A 26,120-nucleotide genomic window follows, 5' to 3' on the forward strand; every position below is an offset into this window, starting at 1 on the left:
TCAGCCCACCTGTCCGCGGTGGCGGAGGAACTGGTCGGCGAGCACGATTGCCATCATGGCTTCGCCCACCGGCACGGCACGGATGCCGACGCAGGGGTCATGACGGCCCTTGGTGAAGACGTCTGCCTCTTCGCCTGACTTGGTGATGCTCTGGCGCGGCGTGAGGATGGAGGAGGTGGGCTTCACGGCGAAGCGCACCACCACATCCTGACCCGTGGAGATGCCACCCAAAACGCCGCCCGCATTGTTCGAGAGGAACTCCGGCTTGCCGTGGCGCATGCGGATCTGGTCGGCGTTGTCTTCGCCGGAAAGCGCTGCGGCCGCAAAGCCTGCGCCGATTTCCACGCCTTTGACCGCGTTGATGCTCATGATGGCGGAAGCCAGTTCGCTGTCGAGCTTGCCGTAGATCGGCGCGCCCCAGCCGGCGGGAACGCCCGAGGCGGTGACTTCGATGACGGCGCCGATGGAGGAGCCTGATTTCCGCACGCCGTCGAGATAGTCTTCCCACATCTTGGCGGCACTGGCATCGGGGCAGAAGAAGGGATTGCGGTCCACCTCGCTCCAGTCCCAGTTCTTGCGGTCGATCTTGTGAGGGCCCATCTGCACGAGGGCGCCGCGGATCGTCACACCCGGAATCACCTTGCGGGCAACGGCACCGGCGGCGACGCGGCTCGCCGTCTCGCGCGCCGAGGAGCGCCCACCGCCGCGATAGTCGCGGATGCCGTATTTCGCATCATAGGTGAGGTCGGCATGACCGGGGCGGTACTTGTCGCGGATCTCGCTATAGTCCTTGGAGCGCTGGTCGACATTCTCGATCATCAGCATGATCGGCGTGCCGGTGGTGCGCTGGCCGTTGCTGCGGTCGTCCTCGAAGACGCCGGAGAGAATCTTCACCGAATCCGGTTCCTGGCGCTGGGTGGTGAAGCGCGACTGGCCGGGGCGGCGCTTGTCGAGGTAGCTCTGGATATCGGCCTCGGTCAGAAGCAGCCCGGGCGGGCAGCCGTCCACGACGGCGCCGATGGCAGGTCCGTGGCTTTCACCGAAAGTGGTGACGCGGAAGAGGTGGCCGAATGTGTTGTGCGACATGGGGACCTGATTAGGCGGGATCGTTCACACCGTCAAACCAGGCGATGCGGCCGTTCTCGAGCCGGCAATAGGCGCCCTGCGGCGTGGGCAGGCCGACGATTTCGCGGGGGCCGAGGCCTGCAACCGCGCCCATCAGGCAACGGCCAACGGCACCATGGGAAATGACCAGCGTGGGCCGGGTGAGGGAGGCCCGCCACGTGTTCACGCGGGCAACGCCGTCCTCGTAGCTCTCGCCGCCTTCCGGACGCCAGAAGAAGCGCCCCTCCGGATCGGCGGGGTAAACGGGCGAGTCCTTCAGTTCCCAGAAGGGCTTTCCCTCCCAGATGCCGAAGCCCAACTCACGCACATGGGGTTCGAGCCCGTCGATCTCGCGGCCGAGCGCCCGCACGATATGCTCCGCCGTCTGGCGTGCGCGGAGTTGCGGTGAGACGATGATCTCGAAACGCGTCCAGTCGCTGCGATGGGTGGCGAGGAGCGCGGCCACGGCCTGTGCCTGGGCATGGCCCTTGGCGTTCAGCTCCGTGTCGATGCTGCCCTGGATGAGGCCCTGGGCATTCCAGTCGGTTTCGCCGTGGCGGACATAGATGATGGGAAGGGCGTGATCAGTCGCCATCTTTGTGGAGCGTCATGTCCGGCGCGGTCGGGACCTTCATGCCGACGACGTGGTAACCGGCATCCACGTGAAGCACTTCACCCGTCACACCGCGGCTGAGGTTGGAACAGAGGAACATGCCGGCATCACCCACTTCCTCGATGGTGACCGTCTTGCGGAGCGGCGCGTTGTATTCGTTCCACTTGAGAATGTAGCGGAAGTCGCCGATGCCGGCGGCGGCCAGTGTCTTGATGGGACCCGCCGAGAGGGCGTTGACGCGGATGTTCTTGGGGCCGAGGTCGGCGGCCATGTAGCGGACGGACGCTTCGAGGGCCGCCTTGGCCACGCCCATGACGTTGTAGTGGGGCATCCACTTTTCCGCGCCGTAATAGGTGAGGGTGATCATCGAACCGCCCTCGTTCATCAGCTTCTCGGCGCGCTGCGCCACGGCGGTGAAGCTGTAGCAGGAAATGTTGAGCGACTTGTCGAAGTTGGCCGAGCTGGTGTCGACGTAGCGGCCTTCGAGTTCGTTCTTGTCGGAGAAGGCGATGGCGTGGACGAGGAAGTCGAGCTTGCCCCAGGTCTTTTCGATCACCTTGAAGGCTTCGTCGATGGAGGCGGCGTCGGTCACGTCGCAGGGCACCACGATGGGCGAATTCACTTCGGCTGCGAGAGGCTCCACCCGCTTCTTGAGGGCGTCACCCTGGAAGGTGAAGGCAAGCTCCGCGCCCTGGTCGGCGCAGGCCTTGGCGATCCCCCAGGCGATCGACCTGTTGTTGGCCACGCCCATGATGAGGCCGCGCTTGCCGGCCATCAAGCCCTTGTTATTGTTCATGATTATTGTTCTGCCCAGAAAAGAAACGGATGGGGCGAGTCTTGGCACAAAGTCCGGGAACAATCCAGATGCTTGCAATAGCGTAGGAATTTGCCTGTGGACTGCCATTTTTTGCCTGCTCTGGCGCTGACGGCGGTCCAGTCCTGTGATTAAGGTACCGGCATGAGCCTCAATGAACTGACCACGCTGACCGCCGCCCTCGGCTTCACCGAGCGCACCGATCCCTTCAAGCTCTTCGCCGAGTGGATGGAAGACGCGAAAAAGAGCGAGCCGAACGACCCGGAAGCCATGTCTGTTGCAACCGTGGATGACGAAGGCCTGCCCAACGTCCGCATGGTCCTGCTCAAGGACTTCAGCGAGCGCGGCTTCGTGTTCTACACCAACTTCGAAAGCCAGAAGGGCCACGAGCTGCTCTCGACCGGCAAGGCGGCCCTGAATTTCCATTGGAAGACCCTGCGCCGCCAGGTGCGCATCCGCGGCCTTGTCGAAACGGTGAGCGATGCCGAGGCGGATGCCTATTTCAAGTCCCGCCCGCGCGACAGCCGGATCGGCGCCTGGGCCTCGCAGCAGTCGCGGCCGCTCAAGGCCCGCTTCGAACTGGAAACGGCCGTGGCCATGGCCACCGCGCGCTATGCCCTGGGTGAGGTGCCGCGCCCGCCCTATTGGTCAGGCTTCCGCATCCGGCCGCTCTCCATCGAGTTCTGGCACGACCGCCCCTTCCGCCTGCATGACCGGGTTGTCTTCCGGCGTGAAAAGCCGGATGGCGAATGGAACAAGGCGCGTCTATATCCTTGAGTCATGACAGACTCCCGCAAGACCCTGATCCTCACCGGCGCCTCGCGCGGCATCGGCCACGCCACCGTGAAGCGCTTCTCCACCGCCGGCTGGCGCGTGATCACCTGTTCGCGGCAACCCTTCCCGGAAGACTGCCCGTGGGATGCGGGACCTGAAGACCACATCGTGGTTGATCTCGCCTCGTCGGAGGATACGCACAAGGCGATTGCCGTGATGCGCGACAAGCTGAAGGCGCACGGCTCGCGTCTCGATGCGCTCATCAACAATGCCGCCATCAGCCCGAAGCTCGCTGGCGGCGCGCGCATGAACTCCATAGACACCAGTGAAGACGACTGGAAGACGGTGTTCCAGATCAACTTCTTCGCCTCGATCATGCTGGCGCGCGGCCTGCTCGATGAACTCAAGACGGCGAAGGGTGCCGTCGTCAACGTGACCTCGATTGCGGGATCGAAAGTGCACCCCTTTGCCGGTGCTGCCTATTCCACCTCGAAGGCCGCGCTTGCCGCACTCACCCGCGAGATGGCGCACGACTTCGGGCCGCTCGGCGTGCGCGTCAATGCGATCTCGCCCGGCGAGATCGAGACCAGCATTCTCTCGCCCGGCACCGAGAAGATCATTCCGCAGATTCCGCTCCGCCGCCTCGGCCAGCCCGAGGAAGTGGCGAAGGCCATCTACTTCCTCTGCACCGATGCCTCGTCCTACGTGAACGGGGCGGAACTGCACATCAACGGCGGACAGCATGTCTAACGAGAAGCTGCGGGCCGAAACCATCGCGGCCCATGCCTTGCGCGCCATCGAGCCTGCGACGGGTGCCGTGGTGCCGCCCCTCTATCTCGCCTCCACCTATGCGCGGAACGAGTCTTATGAGAAGCGCATGCCCGATGATTACCAGCGCGCGGGCAACCCGACACTCTATCAGGCGGAGGCGCTCGTCGCCGCGCTGGAGGAGGGGGCCGCTTGCCTTCTCTATCCCTCAGGCATGGCCGCCATTGCAGGCGTGGTCGAGTCCGTTCCCATGGGTGGGCATGTAATTGCGCCAGTCAACATGTACTACGGCGTGCGCGTCTGGCTGAAGTCGCTCGCCGACAAGGGGCGTATTGCGCTCTCCCTGATCGACATGACAGACACGGATGCGCTCCGCGCCGCGATGCGTCCGGGCAAGACTGATCTCGTCTGGATCGAGACGCCGTCAAACCCCATGTGGGATGTCATCGACATCGCGGCCACCGCAGCGATTGCCCATGAGTCGGGCGCCATCCTCGGTGTCGATGCCACGGCAACCGCCGCAGTGACCACGCGTCCGCTCACGTTGGGCGCCGACATCGTTTTCCATTCCGTGACGAAATATCTGAACGGACATTCCGATGTCCTCGCCGGTGCGCTCATTACCCGCGAAGCGAACGAGCGCTGGGCCCAGATCCAGACGGCGCGCACGCGCACGGGTGCGCCGCTTGCGCCCTTCGAATGCTGGTTGCTGATGCGGGGCTTGCGCACGCTCTTCGTGCGCTTCCGCGAAGCTTCCGCCAATGCCAAGGCCATCGCGCGGCATTTCTCCAGCCATCCCAAGGTCGAGCGTGTTCTTTATCCGGGCCTTGCCACGCACCCCGGCTACGAGATTGCCCGCAGACAGATGACCGACGGTTTCGGCGGCATGATGAGCTTCCTGCTCCGCAGCGATTTCGAGGGCGCCAAGCGCTTCTGCACGCTGATGAAGGTGGTGACGCCGGCCACTTCGCTCGGCGGGCCAGAGAGCCTCGCCGAACACCGCAAGCTGATCGAGGGTCCGGACAGCCCGGTGCCCGACAATCTGGTGCGGTTCTCCATCGGCATCGAAAACGTCAACGACCTGATTGCCGATCTTTCACAGGCACTTGACCGCCTCTGACGGAGATGGACGTTTTCTCTTGAAGTGAAGCGACGGATTTCCCGCAGCCCGCCGTCTTAGGGGTATCTCAACAGTGGAGAAGCCCCATGAAGACCCCTGCAAAAATTCTCGCCGGACTGCTGCTCGGCGCAACCGTTCTCGCGGCCGTTCCGGTTCTCGCGCAGAACGCAACGCCCACCCCTCCGCAACCTCCCGTCCAGAACGCGCAGCCGCCGGCGGGCCCCGATGCCGGCCCGGATGGCCCGCCGCCTGACGACATGGCCGCCGGTGGCGGCGACGATGACGGCGGCGCGGGCATGTGGGGCCACCGCATGGGTGGTCATCACGGCTGGGCCCGTGGCAATTGCGGCGGTGGTGAAGGCCGCCATGCCCGCTGGGGCGTTGGTGACGGCGAAGGCCGTGGCCGCATGATGGGCGAGGGCCGTGGCGGTGGCCGCATGATGGCGATGCTCGACAGCAATGGCGATGGTGCCATCGGTGACGACGAAGCCGCCGCGCTTGCCGATCGCATGTTCTCGCGGATCGACAGCAACGGCGACGGCAGCGTGAGCCAGGACGAGTTCACCTCCGGTCCGCGCGGCCGCGGCATGAAGCAGGGCGGCGGCTGGCGCGCCTGGCTCGGCCTCAGCAGCGATGAAGCAGCCGCCGTGCAGAAGGTGCGGGCCGACAAGTTCGCCGCCCTTGATACCGACAAGAACGGAAGCCTGAGCAAGCAGGAATTCTTCGCCGAGGCGAAGGCCCGCTTTGCCGCCGCTGACACCGACAAGGACGGAAAGGTCACGCCCTGGGAATTCCGCGCCCAGCGCATGAATTGAGATTTCCTGGTTGAGTGAAGCTGGCAAGAAGAACCCGCCCCGGAGCGATCCGGGGCGGGTTCAATCGTTTCAGATGTGAGCCGATCAGGCGGTGCGCAGGTTTTCCTTGCGCACGTGGCCTTCGAGTTGGTCGAGGCCCTTCTCCACGATGTCGAACATGGCGTGGACTTCTTCCGTGGTAATGATGAGTGGCGGGCAGAAGGCGATGGTGTCCTGCACGTTGCGGACGATGAGGCCCATCTCTTCCATCATCTTGAGCGCCAGGGGGCCAACGCCCTTCTTGAAGTCGAAGCTGCGCTTGGTCTTCTTGTCGGCGACGAGCTCGACCGCACCGATCAGGCCTTCGCCGCGGGCTTCGCCCACCAGCGGATGATCGGCGAGCGCCTTGAGGCGCGTCTGGAAGACGTTCGAAACCTTGGCGGCGTTCTCCATCACCTTGTCGCGCTGGTAGATCTCGATCACCTTGAGGGCGATGGCGCAGCCCACCGGGTGCGCCGTGTAGGTGTAGCCGTGGCCGAAGGTGCCGAGCTTGCGGCTCTGGTCCAGCATCGCCTGATAGAGGTCTTCCTCGATGGTGAGAGCCGACATGGGGAAGTAGGCAGAGGTGATGGCCTTCGCCATGGAAATGGAGTGGGCCTTCATCTTGTAGGTCTGGGTGCCGAACCAGTTGCCGGTGCGGCCGAAGCCGCAGATCACTTCGTCGGCAATGAAGCGCACGTCATACTTCTCGAGAATGGCGCTGACCTTGTCGAAATAGGTCTTGGGCGGCGTGATCACGCCACCGGCACCCATGATCGGTTCGGCGATGAAGCCTGCCACGGTCTCGGGGCCTTCCCGCAGGATCATGTCCTCGAGGTCCTTCGCCATGCGGCTTGCAAATTCCTCTTCCGTCTCGCCCTCGTGGCCGAAGCGGTAGTGGTGCGGGCAGGAGGTGTGGAGGATGTTCTTGATCGGCAGGTCGAAATCGCCGTGAACCCAGGGCAGGCCTGTCATGGAGGCAGACGCGATGGTGACGCCGTGATAGCCGCGGATGCGGCTGATGATCTTCTTCTTCTCGGGCTTGCCGCGGGCGTTGTTGTAATACCACGTCAGCTTGACCTGCATGTCGTTGGCTTCCGAGCCGGAGGTGCCGAACAGAACCTTCGAGGTCGGAACGGGCGAGATCTCCTTCAGCTTCTCGGAGAGCTCGATCAAGCCGTCATGGGACTTGCCGGAGAAGGCGTGGGTGAAGGAGACGCGGCGCAGTGCCTCGGCGCCTGCTTCTGCCACTTCCATGTTGCCGTAGCCCAGCGCCGTGCACCACAGGCCGGCCATGCCTTCGATGTAACGCTTTCCCTTTTCGTCATAGAGATAGATGCCCTTGCCCTCGTTGAGGATGAGGGGGCCGGTCTCGCGGTGGCGGGCGAGATTGGTATAGGGATGGATGACCGTTTCGATGTCGCGCACGGCCATGTTGGAAAGCTGGGTCATGGAAACCTCATTGGTTCGGGCCTTGTCGCATAGCATGATTGCAGGCCGGGAACAGGAGTCCAGTTTCCGGACAAATCAGCGATGCGCCGTCCGGGCATGGCTGGCTTGTGGAACGGCGTCGTCGAGCCAGACGAAAATGAAGCCCTTGGCCTGCAGGGCGAGAATGCCCTGAACGACGCCGCTTCCTGCCGGTTTTTTGGGCTGGTTGATGTGGGCGATGATCACGTCGCCATCCCGGGCGGAGGCAATGCGCTTTGCCGTGAAGCCCGCCGAGAACATTGCGCCGCCATCGCCCAGGACCGAGAAGCCTGCAACCTTCTCGCCCATGGCCGAAATGTCCTGCAGTGCCGTGCCGCTGTACTCGGCGGTGGCGCCGCGGAACCATTCGGGCTTGCGGCCGGTGGCGGCGGTGACGGCGGCGGCACCATTCTGAACTTCCGCGTGAAGTCCTGCGGCATCTCCCACGGTGCGCACGCCGAAGACGCGGCCCGGATTGTAGACGGCGGCGTAATGATTGGCGCCGTGGTTCTCCACCCGGAAGAGGTCGCGGTGGGCATTCAACTGCGCGACGGCGGCGGGGTTACGCCTAATCCAGCGGGCGGTCGCGAAGATGGTGGCCTTGATCCTGTGATCGACCAGGGTCTGCAGGATGCGCTCGTCGGTGGTGCCCATGCAGGCATCGAGCGTGAGGGCAACGCGCTGGCTGCCGGCCCCTGTGTGCACGTGCAGCTTCGGTGTGGTGACGCCATCGGCCAAGGCGGGCATCGCCAGGGCGAGGCCGGCAACGGCAAGAGCGGAAAGGAGGGAGCGCGCTTTCACGTAACGATCAGGTGCGGATGACGGCGGTGGCAACACCGGCCCCCATCAGCAGCGTGCCTCCGGTGCGGTTGAAGGCCTTGATCGCCTTGGGGTTGGCAAAGGTCTTGCGGGCGCGGGACGCGGCAAAGGCATAAGTGAAAGCATTGGCAAAGGCGAGGACGACGAATGTCGCCACCATGATGGCGGCCTGTGGCGCGAATGGGGCGCTGCGATCAACAAACTGTGGGACGAAGGCCACAAAGAAGGTGATGCTCTTGGGGTTGAGCGCCGTCACCAGCCAGGCGTGACCCACCATCTTGAGGGCTGGGCTTTTTCCTTCGATGGGTTTTGCATCGAGCGTGCCGCCTGCGCGGAACAGCTTGAAGCCCAGCCAGAACAGATAGGCAGCGCCAATCCACTTGAGCACGGTAAAGAGGCTCGCAGAGGCCAAGAGCAGGGCACCCACGCCGAAGAGTGACAGTGTCATCGCCGTGAAATCGCCGAGCGCCACGCCGATGGCCGTGGGCAGGGCTGCTCGCCAGCCTTGGCCAAGCGCATAGGAGACAACGAGCAGAATCGTGGGCCCCGGAATGACCAGAAGGATCATCGTGGCGGTGACGAAGGCGAGATAATGTTCGATGGACATGACTGCTTTGTGAACCTTGCCCGCTGCGTCGTCAATGTCATGCTGGTTGACGAAGCGCATTGTCATTTGACGCATGCGGAATCGCTTGCCAGATTGCGTCCATGGTTGCGAACCCCGTTCCCCATCAGAGGCCCTATGGCCGCGAAGAAGTGCTGGCAGATGCCATCGTCCACGGCGGCGCCATCGTCGCGGCCTTGATCGCCGGGGGCTACATGCTGGCACGTACCTTCGGCAGCAGCGGCGGGGCGCAGATCGCGGCTCTTGCCGTTTATGTTCTCTCGCTGGTGGCGATGCTGAGCTTCTCCGCAGCTTACAATCTCACACCGGTGTCCCCGTTGAAGTGGATCCTGCGGCGCTTCGATCACTCCGCAATCTATGTGATGATTGCCGGAACCTATACGCCCATCCTCGTGCAGCTTCCCCCCGCATGGTCTCTACCGCTTGCTGCAATCGTCTGGGGTGGCGCGGTGTTTGGAATTCTTCTGAAGGTGTTGATGCCGGGCCGCCTCGATATGCTTGCCGTGGTCATATACCTCGCGCTGGGCTGGGTCGGGGTCTTTGCCGGAAAGACGCTGGTGCAATCGCTGCCGGCGCTCACATTGGTTTTGATCGCAGTGGGCGGCGTCATCTATTCCGCCGGCGTGCCGCTCTACCTGTGGGAGCGGCTCAAGTTCCAGAATGCCATCTGGCACGGCTTTGTGGTGGCCGCTGCGGCCTGCCAGTTCGTCGGCATCGCAGCGCTCTATCCCTGATCCTTGACCAGCGTGCGGTAGCGGTAGGCGCGGCGGAAGCCGAGTGACTCATACAATCTGAGGGCAGGGGTATTGTTGGTATCTACCTGCAGGAAGGCGTGGGTTGCGCCTTGCGTTGCGGCCCACTGCATGAGCGAGGTCATGATCGCCCCGCCAAGGCCTTTGCCGCGTGTCTTTTCATCCACCATCACCAGCCCGATTTCGGCAAAGCCACGATCGATCGCCGAATAGGCGAAGCCGAGATCGGTGCCGTTCTCATGGAGCGTGGCGCAGGCAAAGGGCAGCTTGACGCGCGAGACGATGGCGAGGAGGTTGGCGGGTGAACGCTTGGATTCCTCCTGCCGGGACGAAATGCCTTCGAGCCATGCGGACTCGTACGACGTCGCCAGCCGCACGCGCGGGTCGGAGGCGACGGATCCGTCAAGGGGAACCGTCATCGAGAGGGCTTCGTCCTTCACCCGGTAGCCATGGGCGAGGAGAAAGGCCTCCACGCCATTGCCTGCGAGAGGGGAGATGCGGAACTGCGGCTTGAGGCCTTCGGCGCGGTAGAGGGCTTCGATCTGGGTGAGGAGCGGCAGGTTCACCGTGGCACCGGGGACAAGCGCAGAGGCGGAATTGGCGCGGCCGGAGTAACCGTTGGCAAAGCGCACCACCCAGCCGTCCATCATCAGTGTCGTCACGGCAGGCCAGACATTGACCAGCCTCTCTTCGAGGCTGCGCGTCAGGGAGATGTCGTCAACATGATCCATGGTCGGATGCCTTATGCCGGGACGGCGCGGTGGCGGCAATCGCCGCCGTCGTGTATGTCCCAGCCAGGAGCACATTCATGAACACGACCGAGCAGCGCATCGACGACCTGGAAATGCGGATCGCCTTTCAGGAGAAGACCATCGGCGAACTGAACGAGGTCATCACCGCGCAGTGGAAGAGGATTGAGCGTCTCGAACGGCAGTTGCAGCGCCTTGATGAAGAGGTGCAGTCGCTCGATGGCCGCGAGGCCCCCGCAAATCAAAAGCCACCGCACTATTGAAGCGCGGTGGCTCGAAGCGTTTAGATCAAAGGGTCAGTTGCCGAGGATGGCGGACTCGAGAATGTCGAGGCCCTCGTTGAGGATGGCTTCGCTGGCGGTGAGCGGCGTCAGCATGCGCACCGTGTCGGCATAGACACCGCAGGTGAGGATGAGGAGGCCGCGCTCCAGGCACTTGGCGGCAAGCGCCTTGGCGCCGCCGGCATCCGGCTCGTTGCCGCCGTGCTTGGTGACGAGTTCGAAAGCGCACATGGCGCCGAGGCCACGCACGTCGCCGATCGGCATGCCCTTGCCCTTGTCCTTGATGGACTTGAGGCGTTTCATGATGAGCTGGCCCTGCTTCTCGGCCTTCTCGAGCAGGCCTTCCTGCTCGAATGCATCGAAGACGCCAAGCGCTGCGGCGCAGGCAATGGCGTTGCCGGCATAGGTGCCGCCGATGCCGCCCGGATCGGGCGCGTCCATGATCTTGGCCTTGCCGACGACGGCAGCGAGCGGGAAGCCGCCCGCCAGCGACTTGGCAGCGGTCATCAGGTCGGGTTCCACGCCATAGTGTTCCATGGCGAAGAACTTGCCGGTGCGGCCGAAGCCGGACTGGATTTCATCGGCGATGAGCAGGATGCCGTGGTCGTCGCAGAGCTTGCGCAGCTTCACCATCAGTTCCTTGGGGGCGATGTAGAAGCCGCCTTCGCCCTGCACGGGCTCGATGATGATGGCGGCCACGCGCGCCGGCTCAACGTCGCACTTGAAGATGAGTTCAATGGCGTGGATCGCGTCTTCCACCGTGATGCCCTTGTGGGCCACGGGGAAGGGCACATGCCAGATGCCGGGCGCCATGGGGCCGAACTTGGCCTTGTAGGGAACGACCTTGCCGGTGAGCGACATGCCGAGCAGGGTGCGGCCATGGAAGCCGCCGTGGAAGGCGATCACATCCGAGCGGCCGGTATAGGCGCGGGCGAACTTGATGGCGTTTTCGACCGCTTCGGCGCCCGTGGTCACAAGGGCCGCCTTCTTGTCACCGGAGATGGGGGCGACCTTGTTGAGCTTCTCGCAGACCTCGATGAAGGGCGTGTAGGGCATCACCATGGCGCAGGTGTGCGTCACCTTCTCGAGCTGCTCGTAGACGCGCCTCATCACCAGCGGGTGGCGGTGGCCGGTGTTGACCACGGCAATGCCGCCGCCGAAGTCGATATAGCGGTTGCCTTCGATATCCCAGATTTCCGAGTTCTCGGCCTTGGCGGCCATGACGGGCGCGCCCATGCCGATGCCGCGGGAGACGGCCTTGGCGCGGCGGTCCACCCACTCCTTGTTCGAGCCGATGGGGGCGGTGATGGGTGCGTTCATGGCTGTGCTCCTGAAAATGCCGGGATGGGTTGGGCCGCTTTTACGCCTGCCGGGCCGGACAGGCAAACCGCATGGGTGGAGCCAGATCGAAACGCATTGCCGCCGCCTTTGCCGCGCGGCTAAGGTTGCGCTATGACCGACCTGACGCGCCTCACTGCCATCGAAGTGACCGACCTTCTCCGCATCGGAGCCATCTCGCCCCTCGACTGCCTGGATGCCCTTGAAAAACGCATCACCGCCGTGAACGGTCCGGTGAATGCGCTGGTGACCCTGTGCTTCGCCCGGGCGCGCGACCATGCCAAGCGGCTGATGGAGCTGCCGGTGCATGAGCGGGGGCGGCTTTCCGGCCTGCCGGTGCCGATCAAGGATCTCGTCGATGTGGCGGGCGTGCGCTCCACGCAAGGCTCACCCATCTTCAAGGACGTGGTGCCGGGCCAGTCCGACATCATGGTGAAGCACCTCGAAGCCGAAGGCGGTGTGGTCTACGCCATGTCCAACACGCCCGAGTTCGGGGCAGGGGCCCATACCTTCAACGAGGTCTTCGGCATCACCCGCAATCCATGGGACACTAGGCTGTCGGCCTCAGGGTCTTCGGGCGGTGCCGCCGCGGCACTCGCCACCGGCATGGCGTGGGTGGCGCATGGGTCGGACCTTGGCGGGTCGTTGCGCAATCCCGCCAGCTTCTGCGGCGTCACCGGCATGCGGCCCTCCCCGGGACGGATCGCGGCTTCGGTCTATTCCAAGATCGACGGCACGCTGGGGGTGGAAGGACCCATGGCCCGCAATGTCGCCGATCTGGCGCTGCTCTTCGATGCCATGGTGGGCACCGAGGCGGGTGATCCCCTTTCGCTGCCGCGCGAGGACGTGAGCTATCTCGCCGCTGCCCGTTCCGGATGGAAGCCGAAGCGCGTGGCCGTTTCCCGCGACCTTGGCATATCGCCCGTTGATGGCGAGGTGGCCGACATCGTTCTGGCCGCTGCCCGCAAGCTGGAGCGTGAGGGTGTGATCGTGGAGGAGGCGCATCCCGATCTTGCCGATGCCATGAACTGCTTCCAGGTGTTGCGCGCGATCGGCTACGCCACCGGCATGCGGCAACTGCTGATCGATCACCGCGACAAGCTGAAGCCGGAAGTGATCTGGAACATCGAGAAGGGGCTGAAGCTGACGGGCGACGAGATTGCCCGCGCCGAGGCGCAGCGCGGCACGCTGTTCAAGCGCATGCACGCCTTCCTCGAAACCTATGACCTGCTGCTCTGCCCGGCCACCATCGTTCCTCCCTTTCCGGTTGAGCAGCGCTATCCAACGCATTGTAACGGAATCGAATTCACCAGTTACATTGACTGGCTGCTGATCGTCGGCACGATCACGCTCTGCGCCTGTCCGGCGATCTCGATTCCCTGCGGCTTCACGGCTTCGAAACTGCCGGTGGGGTTGCAAATCGTGGCGCCCAATCGCGGCGAGGCGAAGCTTCTTGCTGGCGCCGCATTTATAGAGAAGACGCTGGGTCTGGGGGCAATCACGCCCATCGATCCTCGCGTCACCCATGTCTCTTGAAGCACTTCTCACCGAAGTCCGCGCCTGCACGCTCTGCACTGATCTGCCGCTTGGCCCCAACCCGCTGGTGCAGGCGGGCGAGGGCGCGCGCATCCTGATTGCGGGGCAGGCACCGGGCCGCATCACCCACCACAAGGACCGGCCCTTCGACGATCCTTCCGGCAACCGCCTGCGGGACTGGCTGGGGATTTCCCGTGAGACCTTCTACGACCCGGAGCAGGTGGCCGTGCTCGCCATGGGCTTCTGTTATCCGGGAACGGGGAAGGGGGGCGACCTGCCGCCCCGGCCCATCTGCGCCGCAACATGGCGGGCGAGGCTCATATCGGCGCTGCCCAACCTGAAACTCACGCTGGTGATCGGGCAATACGCGCAGGGCTGGCACCTGCCGGACCTCATCAAGCATACGCTCACGGCACGGGTGCGCCAGCAGGACGCCGCCACCTCGCCGGTGATCGCGCTTCCCCATCCTTCCCCCCGGAACGGCATCTGGCTCAAGGCCAACCCGTGGTTTGCGGACGAGATCCTTCCGGTGCTGCGGCAGCGGGTAAAGCGTGCCCTCGACCAAGGTTGAGGAGGGCACCCAAGGTGTTGCAGAGGCCCCGGAACTTGCTTAATCAGTCGGATCAACGAACAACCTGAGGGAACCCGTCATGACCTATGCACCGCTCGCCGACCGTCTCTGGACCCAGTCCGCGGGGTCTTCCATGCTCCGCAAGGGCGCGCTCGTGCTGCTCGGCAGCCTTGTGATCGCAGCCGCCGCGCAGGTGAACGTGCCGATGCAGCCCGTTCCGATGACCCTGCAGACGCTGGCCGTTCTTTCCGTGGGTGCGGCCCTTGGCGCGCGCCTCGGCGTTGCGGCGCTGGTGCTTTACGTTCTCGAAGCGGCTGTGGGACTTCCGGTTCTCGCTGAAATGAAGAGCGGCCTTCCGACGCTGCTCGGGCCCACGGGCGGCTACATTCTGGGCTTCGTGCTGGCCGCCGGCCTCGTCGGTTATCTGGCCGAGCGCGGCTTCGACCGCAGCATGCCCCGCATGATGCTGGCCATGCTGCTGGGTGCGGCCCTCATCTACGTGCCGGGCCTTCTGTGGCTTTCGGGTTTTGTCGGTGGCTTTGGCCAGGCGATCACCTTCGGCCTCACGCCCTTCGTGCTGGGCGACATCGTCAAGGCCGTGATCGCGGCGATTGCCTTCCCGGCTGTCTGGAAGTGGATCGGCGAGGCGCGCTGATCCCTTACGCAGTTAACCATCAGGCCCGCTGGCGCACCGCTGGCGGGCTTTTTCATGAGCGGTGTTGAGTGGGGGCCCCGGCAACAAAAAAGCCCCGCAAGAAGGGGGCTTTTGAGAATGGTCGGAGTGAGAGGATTCGAACCTCCGACCCCCTGCTCCCGAAGCAGGTGCGCTACCAGACTGCGCTACACTCCGACATGTCGTCTCTGGATGGGCGGGCTTATAGCCACAGCTTCGGCGGGAAGGCAAGTGATTGCGGAGGAGGGAATCACGGGCTATAGCGGCGCCACAAAAGCGCATTCTCGCGCTGTTGGGGCGTCGCCAAGCGGTAAGGCAGCGGATTTTGATTCCGCCATGCGGAGGTTCGATCCCTCCCGCCCCAGCCAGTTTTCCGACCGGGTCCCGCAGGCATTTTGGCAGACCGCAACGCAGGCGTGCTTTTCACCCATCCGGCGACATCTTAAGTTCCGCGTTCATCCCAAAGGCCAGCACCGCAGATGGCATATCGTTTCGGAGACTTCGAACTGGATGAGGCGGCTCGAACCCTGACCTTTCGCAGGGCCGTGCGGCCTGTGCAACCGCGCGTCTTTGACCTTCTCGTCTATCTCGTCAGGAATGCGGGGCGCGTGGTGCCGAAGGAGGAGTTGCTCAACGCCCTTTGGCCCGATGTGATCGTCACTGATGCCTCCCTGCAGCGGGCGGTGAGCCTGGCGCGGGCGGCGCTTTCTGTTGGCAACATGGATAAAGCCATCCGCTCCTTCGTCAAACATGGCTACCGCTTTGCCGTGGATGAACCGAGCCTCGGGGTCGCCGTTCCGCAGTTCGAAGCCAATGACACCAGGCGGGCAAACGCTCTTGAACGTGCCAAGGCGAAGGACTGGAAAGGGGCAGCCGCTGTCTTTGAATCCCTCGATGCCGCCGGAGAACTCACGGCCGCGGACATCGATGTGTGGGCGCTCGCCGTGGAATGCCAGGGACGGCCGGCCGCTGCGATTCCGGTGTTGATCCGTGCCGTCGCCGCGCATGTGGAAGAAGGTCATCCTCATCTTGCTGCCCGCGCTGCAGTGACCATCGCGAAAATCGAACTCGAACGATCCTCCATCGCCCCGGCTGAAGGTTGGCTGGAGCGTGCCGAAACACTTCTGGGCAACATGGATGATTCGCGCACGATCGCTTATCTTTTGTGGATGCGGTCGCGTGAGGCTGCCTTCGCTGGCAGAAGCGAAGAGGCGCGGGACGTGGCCCAGCGCGCCCACGAGGCAGCCCTTGCCTGCCGCGACCAGGGGCTTGTCTCGCTCACACTCGTCTATCTCGGCTTCTTCAACATCTCGCTCGGCAACACGGAGGAGGGCGTGGAGCAGCAGAACCACGCTGCTGCCATCGCGCTCTCCAGCAATGTCGATCCGATCTTCGGCAGCCTCATCTACTGCAACATTTTGTGGAGCTGCCGCACCTATCCGGACTGGACTCGGGCGCGGCAGTGGAGCGAAGGCTTTGACAGTTGGTGCGAGGCCACGTTTGCAACGGTGCCGGGCTCCTGCGATCTTCACCGCGCGGAGCTGGTGGGTGCACAGCGCGATCTGATCACGGCGCTCGCCACCATCGATTCCGCCTTGCCGAAACTGTCGGAAGAAGAGGCCTGGTCGATCGGCGACGGCTATCGCGTGCGGGGCGATATCCGCGCGATGATCGGCGATACCGACGGGGCGCGCGCAGACTACGCCTCGGCCTATGCTTCGGGTTGGGATGCCGAGCCGGGAAATGCATTTCTTCTTGGGGAACTTGGAGAGTTTGATGCGGCGCTGGCGGCGCTGGACCGGGCAGCCTCGGGCTCCTCATGGTTCCACCTGCAACGGCGCGGCATTCTGATGGCGCACAAGGCCCGCCTTGCGGCCGCGAGTGGCCGCAGGCCGCTGGCGCTCTCCGTGCTCGCGGAGATCGAGGCGGACTCGGACCGGTGGGTGCAGCCCGCCGTCCATGCGCTGGTCAATGAGGCGCGCCACCACCTTGCCGAGGGCGCCGAAGCGACGCGCTTTCTCGTTCTTGCGCGGCAATTGTGGACGAGTGCGGGAGTCGAGTACCATGCCGCGCGGGTGCGTCTCGATCTTGCGAAGCGGCTGCAATCCCATGATCCGCGGGGAGCTGAGGTGGAAATCGCCGGCGCAGAGCGCATTGCCAGCCGCATTGGGTCACGCCGATTGATGGCAGAGGCCGAAGCGGTTCGTAGCACGCTCGCGGCGAATTTGCAAAGTCCGGAGAAGATCAGAAAGAGATCAGGCGCCCGTAAGGACGCTTAGAACGGCCCTGCGGTAGGTCCCCCGCCAGTCGCGCAATCCTGCGTGATCTCAATTCAGGGAACCAAAACCATGCAACTCTATGTCATTCGCCGGCCCAGCGCCTGGGTGTCGCTTGCCGAACTCGAGAAGGCCGGCGCCAAGTCGGCCCGGATCGGAAATGAAGAAATGCCCGACCGCGTCCGCTGGATCCGCAGCTATGTGGTGAACGAGCCGGATGGCCGCATCGGCACCTTCTGCATCTACGAGGCCGCCGACGGCGAAGCCATTCGTGAACATGCACGCCGCGTCGGCATGCCGGGCGAAGAATTCTACCCGGTCGCCACCACGGTCGTGGTGCGTCCCGATCCGGTGGCTGCCAAGGCAGCCTGAGGCGACTGCACCGGAACTCCGCCTTCTGTCCCCTTGGGCGGAGTCCGGTGCACGTCCTTTTCATCAAAACCAACGGAGAATTCCATGAAAACGCTTTTTGCGGCGCTTGTTCTTGCGCCTCTGGCTCTGGCCGCGCCCGGCCTGTGCCATTCCAATGATTCACCCCTTGTGGACCACGTCCGCACGGCCAACCAGCGCTTCAGCGATGTCGCTGTCGCCGTTGCGGAAGGTTACGCTCCCATTCCTTGCGCCAGCGGGCAGCAAGGCGGCGCCATGGGCGTGCACTATGTGAATGCGGCATTCCTGAAAGATGGTGTCGTCGACATCGCGAAGCCCGAAGCCGTGATGTATGAGCCTTCGGCGGACGGCAAGATGAAGCTGGTCGCAGTCGAATACATCGCCTTCAAGGGCCCGGCTGCGCTGGAAGGGCAGCTCTTCAACTTCACCGGCGCGCCCAACCGCTATGGCCTCGACCCGTTCTACGAACTGCACGTCTGGGCGTGGAAGTCGAACCCTGCCGGTCACTTCTCGGACAACAATCCGGACGTGTCCTGCGCCTTCGCCAAGCCGTGAGGTGCTGATTGGGGGATGGCGCCGGTGCGAAAGCACGCGGCGTCATTCCACATCTGGCGGCTAGCGGCGGCGGGTTTCGAGCAGCGCATAGGGATCGTCTGACAGAGAGACATTCATTGCCGAGCGCAGGCTCTGCCGCGTCAGTCCGATGTCGCGCAGCATGTGATCGTCGAAGCGGCTGAGGTGGGCGATTTCGCGCCGCGCCTTCCAGTTCTGCAAAAGCCGGTGGAGCAGGGTGGCGATCGAAGGGGCCTCGGTCTGCCGGGCCTGGTGAAGAGCATAGTTGCGCATGGCGTGATCCTTTCGGGTGGGGCGTCAGGTGAGGTGCGCCGATGAGGTGAATGTGCGCCCCATGCGCCTTGAAATCCAATCGAAGGGCGATTATGATCCATAAGGAGGTTTGATGGATCATGGCGTGGGAACTGCCACCGCTCAGTGCGCTCCGGGTGTTCGAGGCGGTTGCCCGCCTCGGCAGCTTCACCAAGGCTGCCGATGAGCTGGGGATGACCCAGGCCGCCGCCAGCTATCAGATCAAAGTTCTCGAAGAACGTGCAGGAACGCCTCTATTTGTCCGGAAAACAAGGCAAATTTCCTTGACCGATGCGGGCAACAGGCTGGCCCCGCAGGCCACCAAAGCCTTCTCCGAGCTGGCCGATGCCTGGCTTTCCACCAAGGGAGGGGCCGCCGGGGTCCTCTCTCTGACTACCATCCAGTCCTTCGCCTCGAACTGGCTGGCGGTCAACCTGGGCGCGTTCCAGCTTATGCATCCCGGCCTTGCCGTAAAGCTCGACACCTCGCACCGGGTGATCGACCTGCAGCAGGAGGAATTTGACGTCGGCATCCGCACCGGGCGGGGCCAATGGCCGGGACTCACGGCACATTTCCTCTTCAAGGCCGACTATACGCCGATGCTGAGCCCGCGTCTGGCCGAGAAGGTGGGCGGGATCCGTACCCCCGAAGACCTCTACAAGGTGCCGCTGTTCTCGATTGAAGATCCGTGGTGGCAGAACTGGTTCCGGGCCGCAGGCCTCGCTTTCGATCCGGCCCGCGCCACGGCGGTGCCCACCATGGGTTCGCAAGCGTATGACGCCATGGCCGCAATTGCGGATCAGGGGGCAGCCATCCTCACCCGCAACCTCTACAGCACGCTGTTGCGTAACCGGCAGCTTCATCAACCCTTCGAAACGATGGGCTCCGATGGCGACGGCTACTGGCTCGTCTATGTGGAGGGCCGCCGCAACGTTCCGAAGATCCGCGCCTTTCGCGACTGGGTCCTGAAGCAGACGGCCGATCTTCGTGGCGAGGGGCAGCCACAGCCGCAGGGCGCGTGACTCACGCGGCAGCGGGCTCAGGCTTCTGCTGCACCGGGAAGGGGCGGAAGAGCATGGCGATGAGGACGGCGCCGATTCCCATGCCGAAGCAGGCGATGTAGAGCCAGCCATAGTCGCCGGTTGTGTCAAAGATCCAGCCACCGAAGAGGGGGCCCGTGGCCATGCCCAGGCTTCCGGCCATCGAGGTGCCACCGATGATCGTGCCCATCATGCGGAGCGGAAAGTTCTCGCGCGCCAGCACGGCATAGAGCGGCATGGTACCGGCGTAGACAAAGCCGAAGACGGTCGCCACCGCATAGAAGGCGGCAAGGTCGCTGCTGTAGAAGTATCCGAGCGCGCCGAAGGCCTGGACGAGAAGGCCCGCGACCAGAAGCGTCTTGGCACCGAGCTTGTCGGCCAGCATACCGAATCCGAGGCGGCCCGCCATGCCGGCGATGCCCTCGACACTGTAGATGGTGACAGCGGTCATGGCGGGGATGCCGCAGGCCATGGCGTAGCTCACCGTGTGGAAGATGGGGCCGGAATGGGTGGCGCAACAGAAGAAGTTGGTCAGTGCAAGGATGATGAAGGGATACGACGTGAGCGCCTCGCGCGCCGTCATGCCCTGCTGCTCGGGGATGTCTCCGACGGCAGCACCGCCCGCTGTTGCAAGGGCGGGGGGCTTGCGCAACAGGAAGGCCAGGGGAATGAGGATCACGGCGGCGATCACTGCCATGATCTGGTAGGAGGTGCGCCAGTCGTGGTTGGCAATGAGCCATGCCGCGAGCGGCGACATGGTGACCGGCGCCATGCCCATTCCCGCCGAGACAAGCGAGACGGCAAGGCCGCGCTGCGTCTCGAACCATCCTGTGACTGTTGCCATCATGGGTGCGAAGAAGGCCGCCATGGCTCCGCCGATGAGGATGCCATAGATGAACTGGAAGGCGGGAAGCGTGTCGATGAAGCTCAAGGCGAACAAGCTGGCCGAAAGCAGGACCGCACCCGCAAGTACCACCATGCGCGGGCCGAAACGGTCCGAGAGCATGCCCCAGCCCATGCTGCCCAAGGCCATGGCGATGAAGGCAATGGTCATGGCGCCCGAAATGCCGGTGCGGGACCAGCCCGTGGCTTCATTGATCGGCACGATGAAGACCGGCAGCGAGAACATGCAGCCGATCGCAACACAGCCGATCACGCCGCCTGCCGCGACGATGACCCAGCGATAGGGTGATTCAGTCATGCTCATTCTCCGGGCCGTGCCGCGTGCCGTCAGGTTATCGCTTGGCTTCCGCCACCTTGGTGGGGAAGAGGTTCATGAAATAGGTCCAGCCATCCAGATGGGCGTGGCCGCGTTTGTTATCGGGGAGGCCGGTGTGATGCAGCGTCATCACCGTGTCGTTCCCCTTGGCCGTGAAGGTGACAGTGACGGTGGATTCATGGCCTTCAGTATAGGGCGACATCCAGGTGTGCTGAAGCAACCGCGGCGTGTCGAGCTTGATGAAGCGCCCGTAGTGCGGTGTCTCGTTCATGAGAATGTAGAACAGGCCGTCGACCCTGGCATCGATCAGGGACTTGTTGCCGTTGTTCCACGGATTGCCGGGCGCCTTCGGGTCGAGCCATGCGGCGAAGACCTCGGCGGGGGCGGCGGTGATCGTGCGTTCCAGTTTCACCTCGAAGGTGCGGTTTGCGAAGTCCATCAGTTCTTTTCCCTTTTTGATTTGAAGTGCTGTGCGAATTCGTCGAGCCGTTCGTTCCAGAACTGCTCGTAGTGGTGGACCCAGTCGGCGACGGCCTTCAGCGGCTCGGCCTTGAGCGAGATCACCACCTCGCGTCCCTGCTTCTCTTTCTCGATGAGGCCGGCGCGTTCCAGCACCTTGAGATGCTTGGTGACGGCGTTGAGGGCGGTGTCGAACGGTTCGGCCACATCGAGGAAGCGGGCAGGGCCCTTGGACAACTGGCCGATGATGGCGCGCCGGGAAGGGTGCGAGATGGCGGTGAGAACGTCTGAAAGCTGATCCATGAAAACATTACACCATATGGTGTAATATAAAGCAAGCCCTGTTTTTGGTCATATCCCTGCGTGTGGTGAGGTTTTTCCCTAAATCCCAAGCTGAAATTAATTTGTGCTCTTGCGGGGCATCGCTAGGGTTACCGTCGGGAACCTCAAAAAAACCAATGCGGAGGAAACAGATGGATCTCACAACAGCCAAGACACTTGCGGGGCGCGGAAAGATGTCCCGCCGCGAATTCGTGCAGTTCGCGCTTGCGAGCGGCGTCACGGTCGCTGCCGCGAACACGATGTTCGCCCAGGCCGCGAAGGCCGAACCCAAGAAGGGCGGCACCTTCCGCATCGGCCTCGGCAGCGGCGCCACCACGGACACGCTCGATCCCGCTCTTTTTCCCGACAGCTTCAACGGCGTCTATGGCTCCGGCACGCTGCGGTCCACGCTCACGGAAGTGACGCCCGACGGCAAGGTGGCGGGTGATGTGGCGGAAAGCTTCGAGGCCTCGCCTGATGCAAAGACCTGGGTGGTCAAGCTGAAGAAGGGCGTCGAATTCCACAACGGCAAGTCGCTTGAGGCAGCCGACGTGATCGCCTCCTACAATCATCATCGCTCGGAAGATTCGAAGTCGGCGGCAAAGTCCCTGCTGAAGCCGCTGGTCGACATCAAGGCGGATGGCAAGGACACGGTGGTCTTCACGCTGGATGGCGGCAACGCCGACTTCCCCTATCTGATCTCGGATTTTCATCTCAACATCCTGCCTGCCGTTGACGGCAAGGCCGATGCGCTCTCGGGCGTCGGCACCGGCCCCTATGCGCTCGACAAGTTCGAGCCGGGCGTGAAGGGCACGGGCAAGCGCTTTGCCAACTATCATGGCACGACATGGTTCGATGCCGTGGAAGTCGTCTCCATCATCGATGCCACGGCGCGCGTGAACGCGCTGGTGGGCGGCGAAGTCGATTACATCGACCGCGTCGATCCCAAGGTGCTTGAGAACCTCAAGGGCGCGCCTGACGTGGAGATCGCCGAAGTGGCGGGCTTCGCCCACTACACCGCGCCACTCATCACCAAGGATGCGCCGTTCAACGACAACAACATTCGTCTTGCCCTGAAGTATGCGATCAACCGTCAGGAAATCGTGGACAAGGTTCTGTTCGGCCACGGCTCGCCGGGGCTCGACAACCCGATCGCGCCGGGCGTGCCCTTCTATCACGAGCCGAAGGTGAAGCACACCTACGACCCCGAGAAGGCCAAGTTCTACCTGAAGCAGGCGGGTGTCGGCAGCCTGAAGGTCGATCTCTCTGCAGCAGATGCGGCCTTTGCCGGCGCTGTCGACGCCGCCGTTCTGATCAAGGACTCGGCCGCAAAGGCCGGTATCGACGTCAACGTGGTGCGCGAGCCGAACGACGGCTACTGGGATAACGTGTGGCTGAAGAAGCCGTGGTCGCTCTCCTACTGGAGCGGACGCCCGACACCGGACCTGATGTTCACGACGGCCTATGCCGCGGGCGCATCGTGGAACGAGTCCTATTGGAACAACGACCAGTTCAACAAGCTGCTGGTCGAGGCGCGCTCGGAACTGGATCAGGGCAAACGTGCCGCACTCTATGCGGAGATGCAGGACCTCGTGGCTGAAGATGGCGGCGCCATCGTGCTGATGTTCTACAACTTCCTCGGCGGGCATCTGAAGACGCTTGCCCACGGCAAGATCGCGCCGAACCTCGATGTCGACGGCCTGCGCATCGTGAACCGCTGGTGGTTCGCCTGAGCCTGAGCGTGACGTGAAACGGGCCCGGCGGTGCAAGCGTGCCGCCGGGTTTTTTTCATGTGTCGAGGACGGGCAGATACTTTCCGCCGTTCGTCTTCATGAAATCCCAGAAGCGGAGCGGCGAGGGCAGGAGCTGCTTCTTCTTGTTGCGGGCGATGTACCACTTGCGGATGACGGGCGTGCCTTCCACCCGCAGGATGGCGAGGCGCCCCACCTGCACCTCATGCGCCACCGTGTGGTAGGAGAGCATGGAGATGCCGAGGCCCGCCATCACTGCCTGCTTGATCGTCTCGTTCGAACTGATCTCCATGCCGGGCTTGGGTGCTGCGCCGATCTGCGAGAGGATGCGCTCCGTCAGCATGCGCGTGCCCGAGCCGGGCTCGCGGACGAGGAACGTTTCCTGGGCGAGCGCCGAAGCCGACACATGCCGGTGCTTCGCAAGGCGGTGATCGGGTGCAGCGATCACCACATGCGGATGCGGGCCCACTTCCTCCATCTCCACTTCGATGTGGGCGGGTGGGCGGCCGATCATCGCCATGTCGATGGTGAAGTTCTCGAGCCGGCTCATGATTTCCTCACGGTTGCCGACCTTGAGGTGAAGCTCGATCCGGGGCTCCACCGCCTGGAAGGCGCGCAGGATGAAGGGAGCGAAATACTTGGCCGTGCTGACCACGCCGAGGTTCACTGTGCCGCGCTGGCCGCCGCTCAGCTCGCCGATCCGGTTGGTCAGCTCCGAGATGATTGCGTCAATTTGCGCTTCTGCGCGGATGACTTCCTGGCCGGCGACGGTGAGCTTGAAGCCCTCGTCGGTGCGCTCAAAAAGCTCCAGCCCGAGGTTCTCCTCCAGTTGCTTCAACGTGCTGGAAACCGCTGAAGGAGAAAGGTTTAATTCCTCCGCGGCGCGCGTGACCGTGCCCAGTTCGGCGACCCGGGCGGCGGCTTGAAGCTGTTTGAAGGTGGGTGGGCGCATTCGATTTTTCCGAAAGCATCATGCACTTTTTTCAGTTTTACTACAAGCGGGAGAGGGCGCAGGGTTTTTCCAACGAAACGAGTTGGACCCGCTGCCATGACAAAGAACACCCTCACCGAGTTTCTGGCGGACCTCTCGACGGGCGGCGCATCCAAGCCTGCAGTGGCCGCACTTTTTGCCCGTCTGGCTGAAGCGGCTGCCAAGGTGGCAGGCGCAATCGCAGACGGCGCAACCAGCGCGCGCTTCGCCGACGAAAGCAATGTGAACGTCCAGGGCGAGGTCCAGAAGTATCTCGATCTCTTTGCCCACGAGGCCTTCCTGAAAGCGGCCCGCGCCGCACCCGTCGCCCACATGCTGTCGGAAGAGGAGGAGGAGCCGATCATCCTCACCGCCGGTGCACCGCTGGCGCTGGCCATCGATCCGCTGGACGGCTCGTCCAACATCGCCATCAACTCGCCCATCGGCACGATCTTCGGCATCTATCCCGCCGAGGGCTGCTCCACCGACAAGAGCTTCCTGCGCCGTGGCCGCCATCTGCTGGCGGCGGGCTATGTGATCTACGGTGCACGCACGGAGATGGTGATCTCCGTCGGGGGTCCGCCGCGTCTCTATGTGCTCTCCGGCAAGCGCGACGCCTGGCACTTCGTGCGCGAGTGCAAGCTGCCCGAAGCCGCCCATGAATTCGCAATCAACGTTTCGAACTACCGCCGCTGGCCGGAACAGGTGCGGGTCTTCGTCGACCTCTGCCTCGATGGCCGCGAGGGACCGCTGAACGAGGACTACAACATGCGCTGGCTCGCAGCCCTCGTCGGCGAAACCCACCGCATCCTGCTGCGGGGCGGCGTCTTCTTCTATCCTGGCGACAACCGCAAGGGCTACGAAAAGGGCCGCCTGCGCTTCCTCTACGAATGCGCGCCCGTGGCCTTCCTCATCGAACATGCGGGTGGGCTCGCCACCGACGGGCTGGCGCCGATCCTCGACCAGGTGCCGAAAACCTATCACGCGCGAACGCCGCTCTGCTTCGGCTCGCGCTTCCAGATGGAACGATATGCCGAAGCCGTGAACCACCTGCACAGCCACGAGCAGCCGCTCTTTGCAGACCGCGGCCTTTTCAGAACAGGGGCAAGATAAAATGTCAGCCAAGCATCCCGTCATCTCCGTCACCGGATCGTCCGGCGCAGGCACCACGACGGTCAAGCACACCTTCGACCAGATCTTCCGCCGCGAAGGCATCAAGGCCGTGTTCGTCGAAGGCGACTCCTTCCACCGCTATGACCGCGCGGCGATGAAGACCGCGATCGTGGAGGCCGGCAAGAAGGGCAACAACCACCTCAGCCACTTCAGCCCGGAAGCGAACCTGCTCGAAGACCTGCAGTCGCTGTTCAAGCAGTATGGCGAAAGCGGCACTGGCCGCCGCCGCTACTACGTGCACAATGCCGCCGAAGCCGAACAGCACGGCACGCCACCCGGCACCTTCACCCAGTGGGAGGAGATGCCGGCTGATACCGACGTGCTACTGTATGAAGGCCTGCACGGCGCCTACAAGGGCGGCGACATCGACCTGCCCAAGCATGCCGACCTCAAGATCGGTGTCGTTCCCGTCATCAACCTGGAATGGACGCAGAAGATCCACCGCGACCGGGAAGAGCGCGGCTACTCCACCGAAGCCGTGATGGACACGATCCTCCGCCGCATGCCGGACTACGTGCGCCACATCTGCCCGCAGTTCACCGAGACCGACATCAACTTCCAGCGCATTCCGACGGTTGATACCTCGAACCCGTTCATCTCGCGCTGGATCCCCACGGCCGATGAGTCGATGGTGGTGATCCGCTTCCGCAATCCGCGCGGTATCGACTTCGCCTACCTCGTCTCGATGATCAACGGCAGCTTCATGTCGCGCGCGAACTCGATCGTCGTGCCGGGCAACAAGCTCGACCTCGCCATGCAGCTCATCCTGACGCCGCTGATCCTGCGCCTGCATGACCGGCGCCGGAAGATGGCGTGA

General features: G+C 63.6%; 29 protein-coding genes and 2 tRNA genes. 17 read left to right on the forward strand and 14 right to left on the reverse strand.

The window, feature by feature from the left end:
* Genes aroC through fabI form a run of 3 tightly spaced genes read right to left on the reverse strand, consistent with a single transcriptional unit; the run spans position 1 to position 2,513 of the window.
* A complete protein-coding gene (gene aroC / locus QM801_RS03125; RefSeq protein WP_415017754.1) occupies positions 1–1,086 on the reverse strand; it encodes a chorismate synthase in 1,086 nt (361 codons plus the stop codon).
* 10 nt (positions 1,087–1,096) lie between these two features.
* Complete coding sequence (locus QM801_RS03130) at positions 1,097–1,699, reverse strand: histidine phosphatase family protein (protein ID WP_415017755.1); 603 nt, start codon at positions 1,697–1,699, stop codon at positions 1,097–1,099.
* Complete coding sequence (gene fabI, locus QM801_RS03135; RefSeq protein ID WP_415017756.1) at positions 1,689–2,513, reverse strand: enoyl-ACP reductase FabI; 825 nt, start codon at positions 2,511–2,513, stop codon at positions 1,689–1,691. The genes QM801_RS03130 and fabI overlap by 11 nt, the downstream gene beginning before the upstream one ends.
* A gap of 162 nt (positions 2,514–2,675) precedes the next feature.
* On the opposite strand from fabI, the gene pdxH reads away from it, so the two are divergent.
* The 4 genes from pdxH (at position 2,676) to QM801_RS03155 (ending at position 6,008) form a co-directional block, all read left to right on the forward strand.
* Complete coding sequence (gene pdxH, locus QM801_RS03140; RefSeq protein ID WP_415017757.1) at positions 2,676–3,308, forward strand: pyridoxamine 5'-phosphate oxidase; 633 nt, start codon at positions 2,676–2,678, stop codon at positions 3,306–3,308.
* Positions 3,309–3,311: 3 nt separating this feature from the next.
* Positions 3,312–4,055: an SDR family NAD(P)-dependent oxidoreductase gene (locus QM801_RS03145; RefSeq protein WP_415017758.1), complete on the forward strand. Its 744-nt coding sequence runs from the start codon at positions 3,312–3,314 to the stop codon at positions 4,053–4,055.
* The gene (locus QM801_RS03150) at positions 4,048–5,193 is read left to right on the forward strand and encodes a trans-sulfuration enzyme family protein (RefSeq protein ID WP_415017759.1); all 1,146 of its coding nucleotides are present in this window, start codon (positions 4,048–4,050) and stop codon (positions 5,191–5,193) included. The genes QM801_RS03145 and QM801_RS03150 overlap by 8 nt, the downstream gene beginning before the upstream one ends.
* Before the next feature lie 86 nt (positions 5,194–5,279).
* A complete protein-coding gene (locus QM801_RS03155) occupies positions 5,280–6,008 on the forward strand; it encodes an EF-hand domain-containing protein (protein ID WP_415017760.1) in 729 nt (242 codons plus the stop codon).
* 84 nt (positions 6,009–6,092) lie between these two features.
* On the opposite strand, the gene QM801_RS03160 is transcribed toward QM801_RS03155, so the two are convergent.
* From QM801_RS03160 to QM801_RS03170, 3 genes are all read right to left on the reverse strand, one after another.
* Positions 6,093–7,478: an aminotransferase gene (locus QM801_RS03160; RefSeq protein WP_415017761.1), complete on the reverse strand. Its 1,386-nt coding sequence runs from the start codon at positions 7,476–7,478 to the stop codon at positions 6,093–6,095.
* A 75-nt stretch (positions 7,479–7,553) separates the two neighbouring features.
* Positions 7,554–8,243, reverse strand: a complete 690-nt coding sequence (locus tag QM801_RS03165) for a polysaccharide deacetylase family protein (protein ID WP_415020884.1) — start codon at positions 8,241–8,243, stop codon at positions 7,554–7,556.
* 61 nt (positions 8,244–8,304) lie between these two features.
* Entirely contained in the window at positions 8,305–8,922 is a 618-nt protein-coding gene (locus tag QM801_RS03170) for a LysE family translocator (protein ID WP_415020885.1), read from the reverse strand.
* A 101-nt stretch (positions 8,923–9,023) separates the two neighbouring features.
* Here QM801_RS03170 and trhA point away from each other — a divergent pair, with 101 nt between their 5' ends.
* On the forward strand, positions 9,024–9,674 hold the full coding sequence (gene trhA / locus QM801_RS03175; RefSeq protein WP_415017762.1) for a PAQR family membrane homeostasis protein TrhA: 651 nt from the start codon (positions 9,024–9,026) through the stop codon (positions 9,672–9,674).
* Here the strand turns inward: trhA and QM801_RS03180 are convergent.
* Positions 9,665–10,423 (reverse strand): GNAT family N-acetyltransferase, encoded by a 759-nt coding sequence (locus QM801_RS03180; protein ID WP_415017763.1) that lies wholly within the window; start codon positions 10,421–10,423, stop codon positions 9,665–9,667. The two genes, trhA and QM801_RS03180, sit on opposite strands and share 10 nt — an antisense overlap.
* Before the next feature lie 77 nt (positions 10,424–10,500).
* Between QM801_RS03180 and QM801_RS03185 the strand changes: the two genes are divergently transcribed.
* Positions 10,501–10,704: a SlyX family protein gene (locus QM801_RS03185; protein WP_415017764.1), complete on the forward strand. Its 204-nt coding sequence runs from the start codon at positions 10,501–10,503 to the stop codon at positions 10,702–10,704.
* Between the two features lie 33 nt (positions 10,705–10,737).
* Here QM801_RS03185 and gabT read toward each other — a convergent pair whose 3' ends face one another.
* The gene (gabT, locus tag QM801_RS03190) at positions 10,738–12,042 is read right to left on the reverse strand and encodes a 4-aminobutyrate--2-oxoglutarate transaminase (RefSeq protein ID WP_415017765.1); all 1,305 of its coding nucleotides are present in this window, start codon (positions 12,040–12,042) and stop codon (positions 10,738–10,740) included.
* Positions 12,043–12,174: 132 nt separating this feature from the next.
* On the opposite strand from gabT, the gene QM801_RS03195 reads away from it, so the two are divergent.
* From QM801_RS03195 to QM801_RS03205, 3 genes are all read left to right on the forward strand, one after another.
* Positions 12,175–13,596, forward strand: coding sequence for an amidase (locus QM801_RS03195; RefSeq protein WP_415017766.1), 1,422 nt, complete (start codon positions 12,175–12,177; stop codon positions 13,594–13,596).
* Positions 13,586–14,167, forward strand: a complete 582-nt coding sequence (locus QM801_RS03200; RefSeq protein ID WP_415017767.1) for a uracil-DNA glycosylase family protein — start codon at positions 13,586–13,588, stop codon at positions 14,165–14,167. The genes QM801_RS03195 and QM801_RS03200 overlap by 11 nt, the downstream gene beginning before the upstream one ends.
* A 79-nt stretch (positions 14,168–14,246) precedes the next feature.
* Entirely contained in the window at positions 14,247–14,822 is a 576-nt protein-coding gene (locus QM801_RS03205; RefSeq protein ID WP_415017768.1) for a biotin transporter BioY, read from the forward strand.
* Positions 14,823–14,940: 118 nt separating this feature from the next.
* On the opposite strand, the gene QM801_RS03210 is transcribed toward QM801_RS03205, so the two are convergent.
* Positions 14,941–15,017, reverse strand: a tRNA-Pro gene (locus QM801_RS03210).
* 116 nt (positions 15,018–15,133) lie between these two features.
* Here QM801_RS03210 and QM801_RS03215 point away from each other — a divergent pair.
* The 4 genes from QM801_RS03215 (at position 15,134) to QM801_RS03230 (ending at position 18,061) form a co-directional block, all read left to right on the forward strand.
* A tRNA-Gln gene (locus QM801_RS03215) sits at positions 15,134–15,208 on the forward strand.
* Between the two features lie 111 nt (positions 15,209–15,319).
* A complete protein-coding gene (locus QM801_RS03220) occupies positions 15,320–17,119 on the forward strand; it encodes a winged helix-turn-helix domain-containing protein (RefSeq protein WP_415017769.1) in 1,800 nt (599 codons plus the stop codon).
* 69 nt (positions 17,120–17,188) lie between these two features.
* Positions 17,189–17,488, forward strand: coding sequence for a DUF4242 domain-containing protein (locus QM801_RS03225; RefSeq protein WP_415017770.1), 300 nt, complete (start codon positions 17,189–17,191; stop codon positions 17,486–17,488).
* A gap of 84 nt (positions 17,489–17,572) precedes the next feature.
* Positions 17,573–18,061, forward strand: coding sequence for a hypothetical protein (locus QM801_RS03230; RefSeq protein WP_415017771.1), 489 nt, complete (start codon positions 17,573–17,575; stop codon positions 18,059–18,061).
* Positions 18,062–18,121: 60 nt separating this feature from the next.
* On the opposite strand, the gene QM801_RS03235 is transcribed toward QM801_RS03230, so the two are convergent.
* Positions 18,122–18,352: a DUF1127 domain-containing protein gene (locus QM801_RS03235; RefSeq protein WP_415017772.1), complete on the reverse strand. Its 231-nt coding sequence runs from the start codon at positions 18,350–18,352 to the stop codon at positions 18,122–18,124.
* Between the two features lie 119 nt (positions 18,353–18,471).
* On the opposite strand from QM801_RS03235, the gene QM801_RS03240 reads away from it, so the two are divergent.
* Entirely contained in the window at positions 18,472–19,392 is a 921-nt protein-coding gene (locus QM801_RS03240; protein WP_415017773.1) for a LysR substrate-binding domain-containing protein, read from the forward strand.
* 1 nt (position 19,393) lies between these two features.
* Here the strand turns inward: QM801_RS03240 and QM801_RS03245 are convergent, their stop codons facing one another.
* From QM801_RS03245 to QM801_RS03255, 3 genes are read right to left on the reverse strand one after another with little or no spacing between them, the layout of a single operon-like run.
* The gene (locus QM801_RS03245; RefSeq protein WP_415017774.1) at positions 19,394–20,611 is read right to left on the reverse strand and encodes an MFS transporter; all 1,218 of its coding nucleotides are present in this window, start codon (positions 20,609–20,611) and stop codon (positions 19,394–19,396) included.
* A 34-nt stretch (positions 20,612–20,645) separates the two neighbouring features.
* On the reverse strand, positions 20,646–21,068 hold the full coding sequence (locus QM801_RS03250) for an SRPBCC family protein (protein ID WP_415017775.1): 423 nt from the start codon (positions 21,066–21,068) through the stop codon (positions 20,646–20,648).
* Positions 21,068–21,391: an ArsR/SmtB family transcription factor gene (locus QM801_RS03255; RefSeq protein ID WP_415017776.1), complete on the reverse strand. Its 324-nt coding sequence runs from the start codon at positions 21,389–21,391 to the stop codon at positions 21,068–21,070. Before QM801_RS03255 ends, QM801_RS03250 begins: the two co-directional genes overlap by 1 nt.
* 170 nt (positions 21,392–21,561) lie before the next feature.
* On the opposite strand from QM801_RS03255, the gene QM801_RS03260 reads away from it, so the two are divergent.
* Positions 21,562–23,142, forward strand: coding sequence for an ABC transporter substrate-binding protein (locus tag QM801_RS03260; protein WP_415017777.1), 1,581 nt, complete (start codon positions 21,562–21,564; stop codon positions 23,140–23,142).
* A gap of 55 nt (positions 23,143–23,197) precedes the next feature.
* Here the strand turns inward: QM801_RS03260 and QM801_RS03265 are convergent, their stop codons facing one another.
* On the reverse strand, positions 23,198–24,112 hold the full coding sequence (locus tag QM801_RS03265) for a LysR family transcriptional regulator (RefSeq protein ID WP_415017778.1): 915 nt from the start codon (positions 24,110–24,112) through the stop codon (positions 23,198–23,200).
* Between the two features lie 96 nt (positions 24,113–24,208).
* Here QM801_RS03265 and QM801_RS03270 point away from each other — a divergent pair, with 96 nt between their 5' ends.
* Together QM801_RS03270 and QM801_RS03275 are read left to right on the forward strand one after the other, a co-directional pair.
* Positions 24,209–25,243, forward strand: a complete 1,035-nt coding sequence (locus QM801_RS03270; protein WP_415017779.1) for a class 1 fructose-bisphosphatase — start codon at positions 24,209–24,211, stop codon at positions 25,241–25,243.
* A gap of 1 nt (position 25,244) precedes the next feature.
* Positions 25,245–26,120 carry a phosphoribulokinase gene (locus tag QM801_RS03275; protein WP_415017780.1) on the forward strand — a complete coding sequence of 292 codons (876 nt, stop codon included), beginning with the start codon at positions 25,245–25,247 and terminating at the stop codon, positions 26,118–26,120.

Origin of the sequence: Aestuariivirga sp., from assembly GCF_047600585.1 — a bacterium.
Taxonomy (GTDB): Bacteria; Pseudomonadota; Alphaproteobacteria; order Rhizobiales; family Aestuariivirgaceae; genus Aestuariivirga.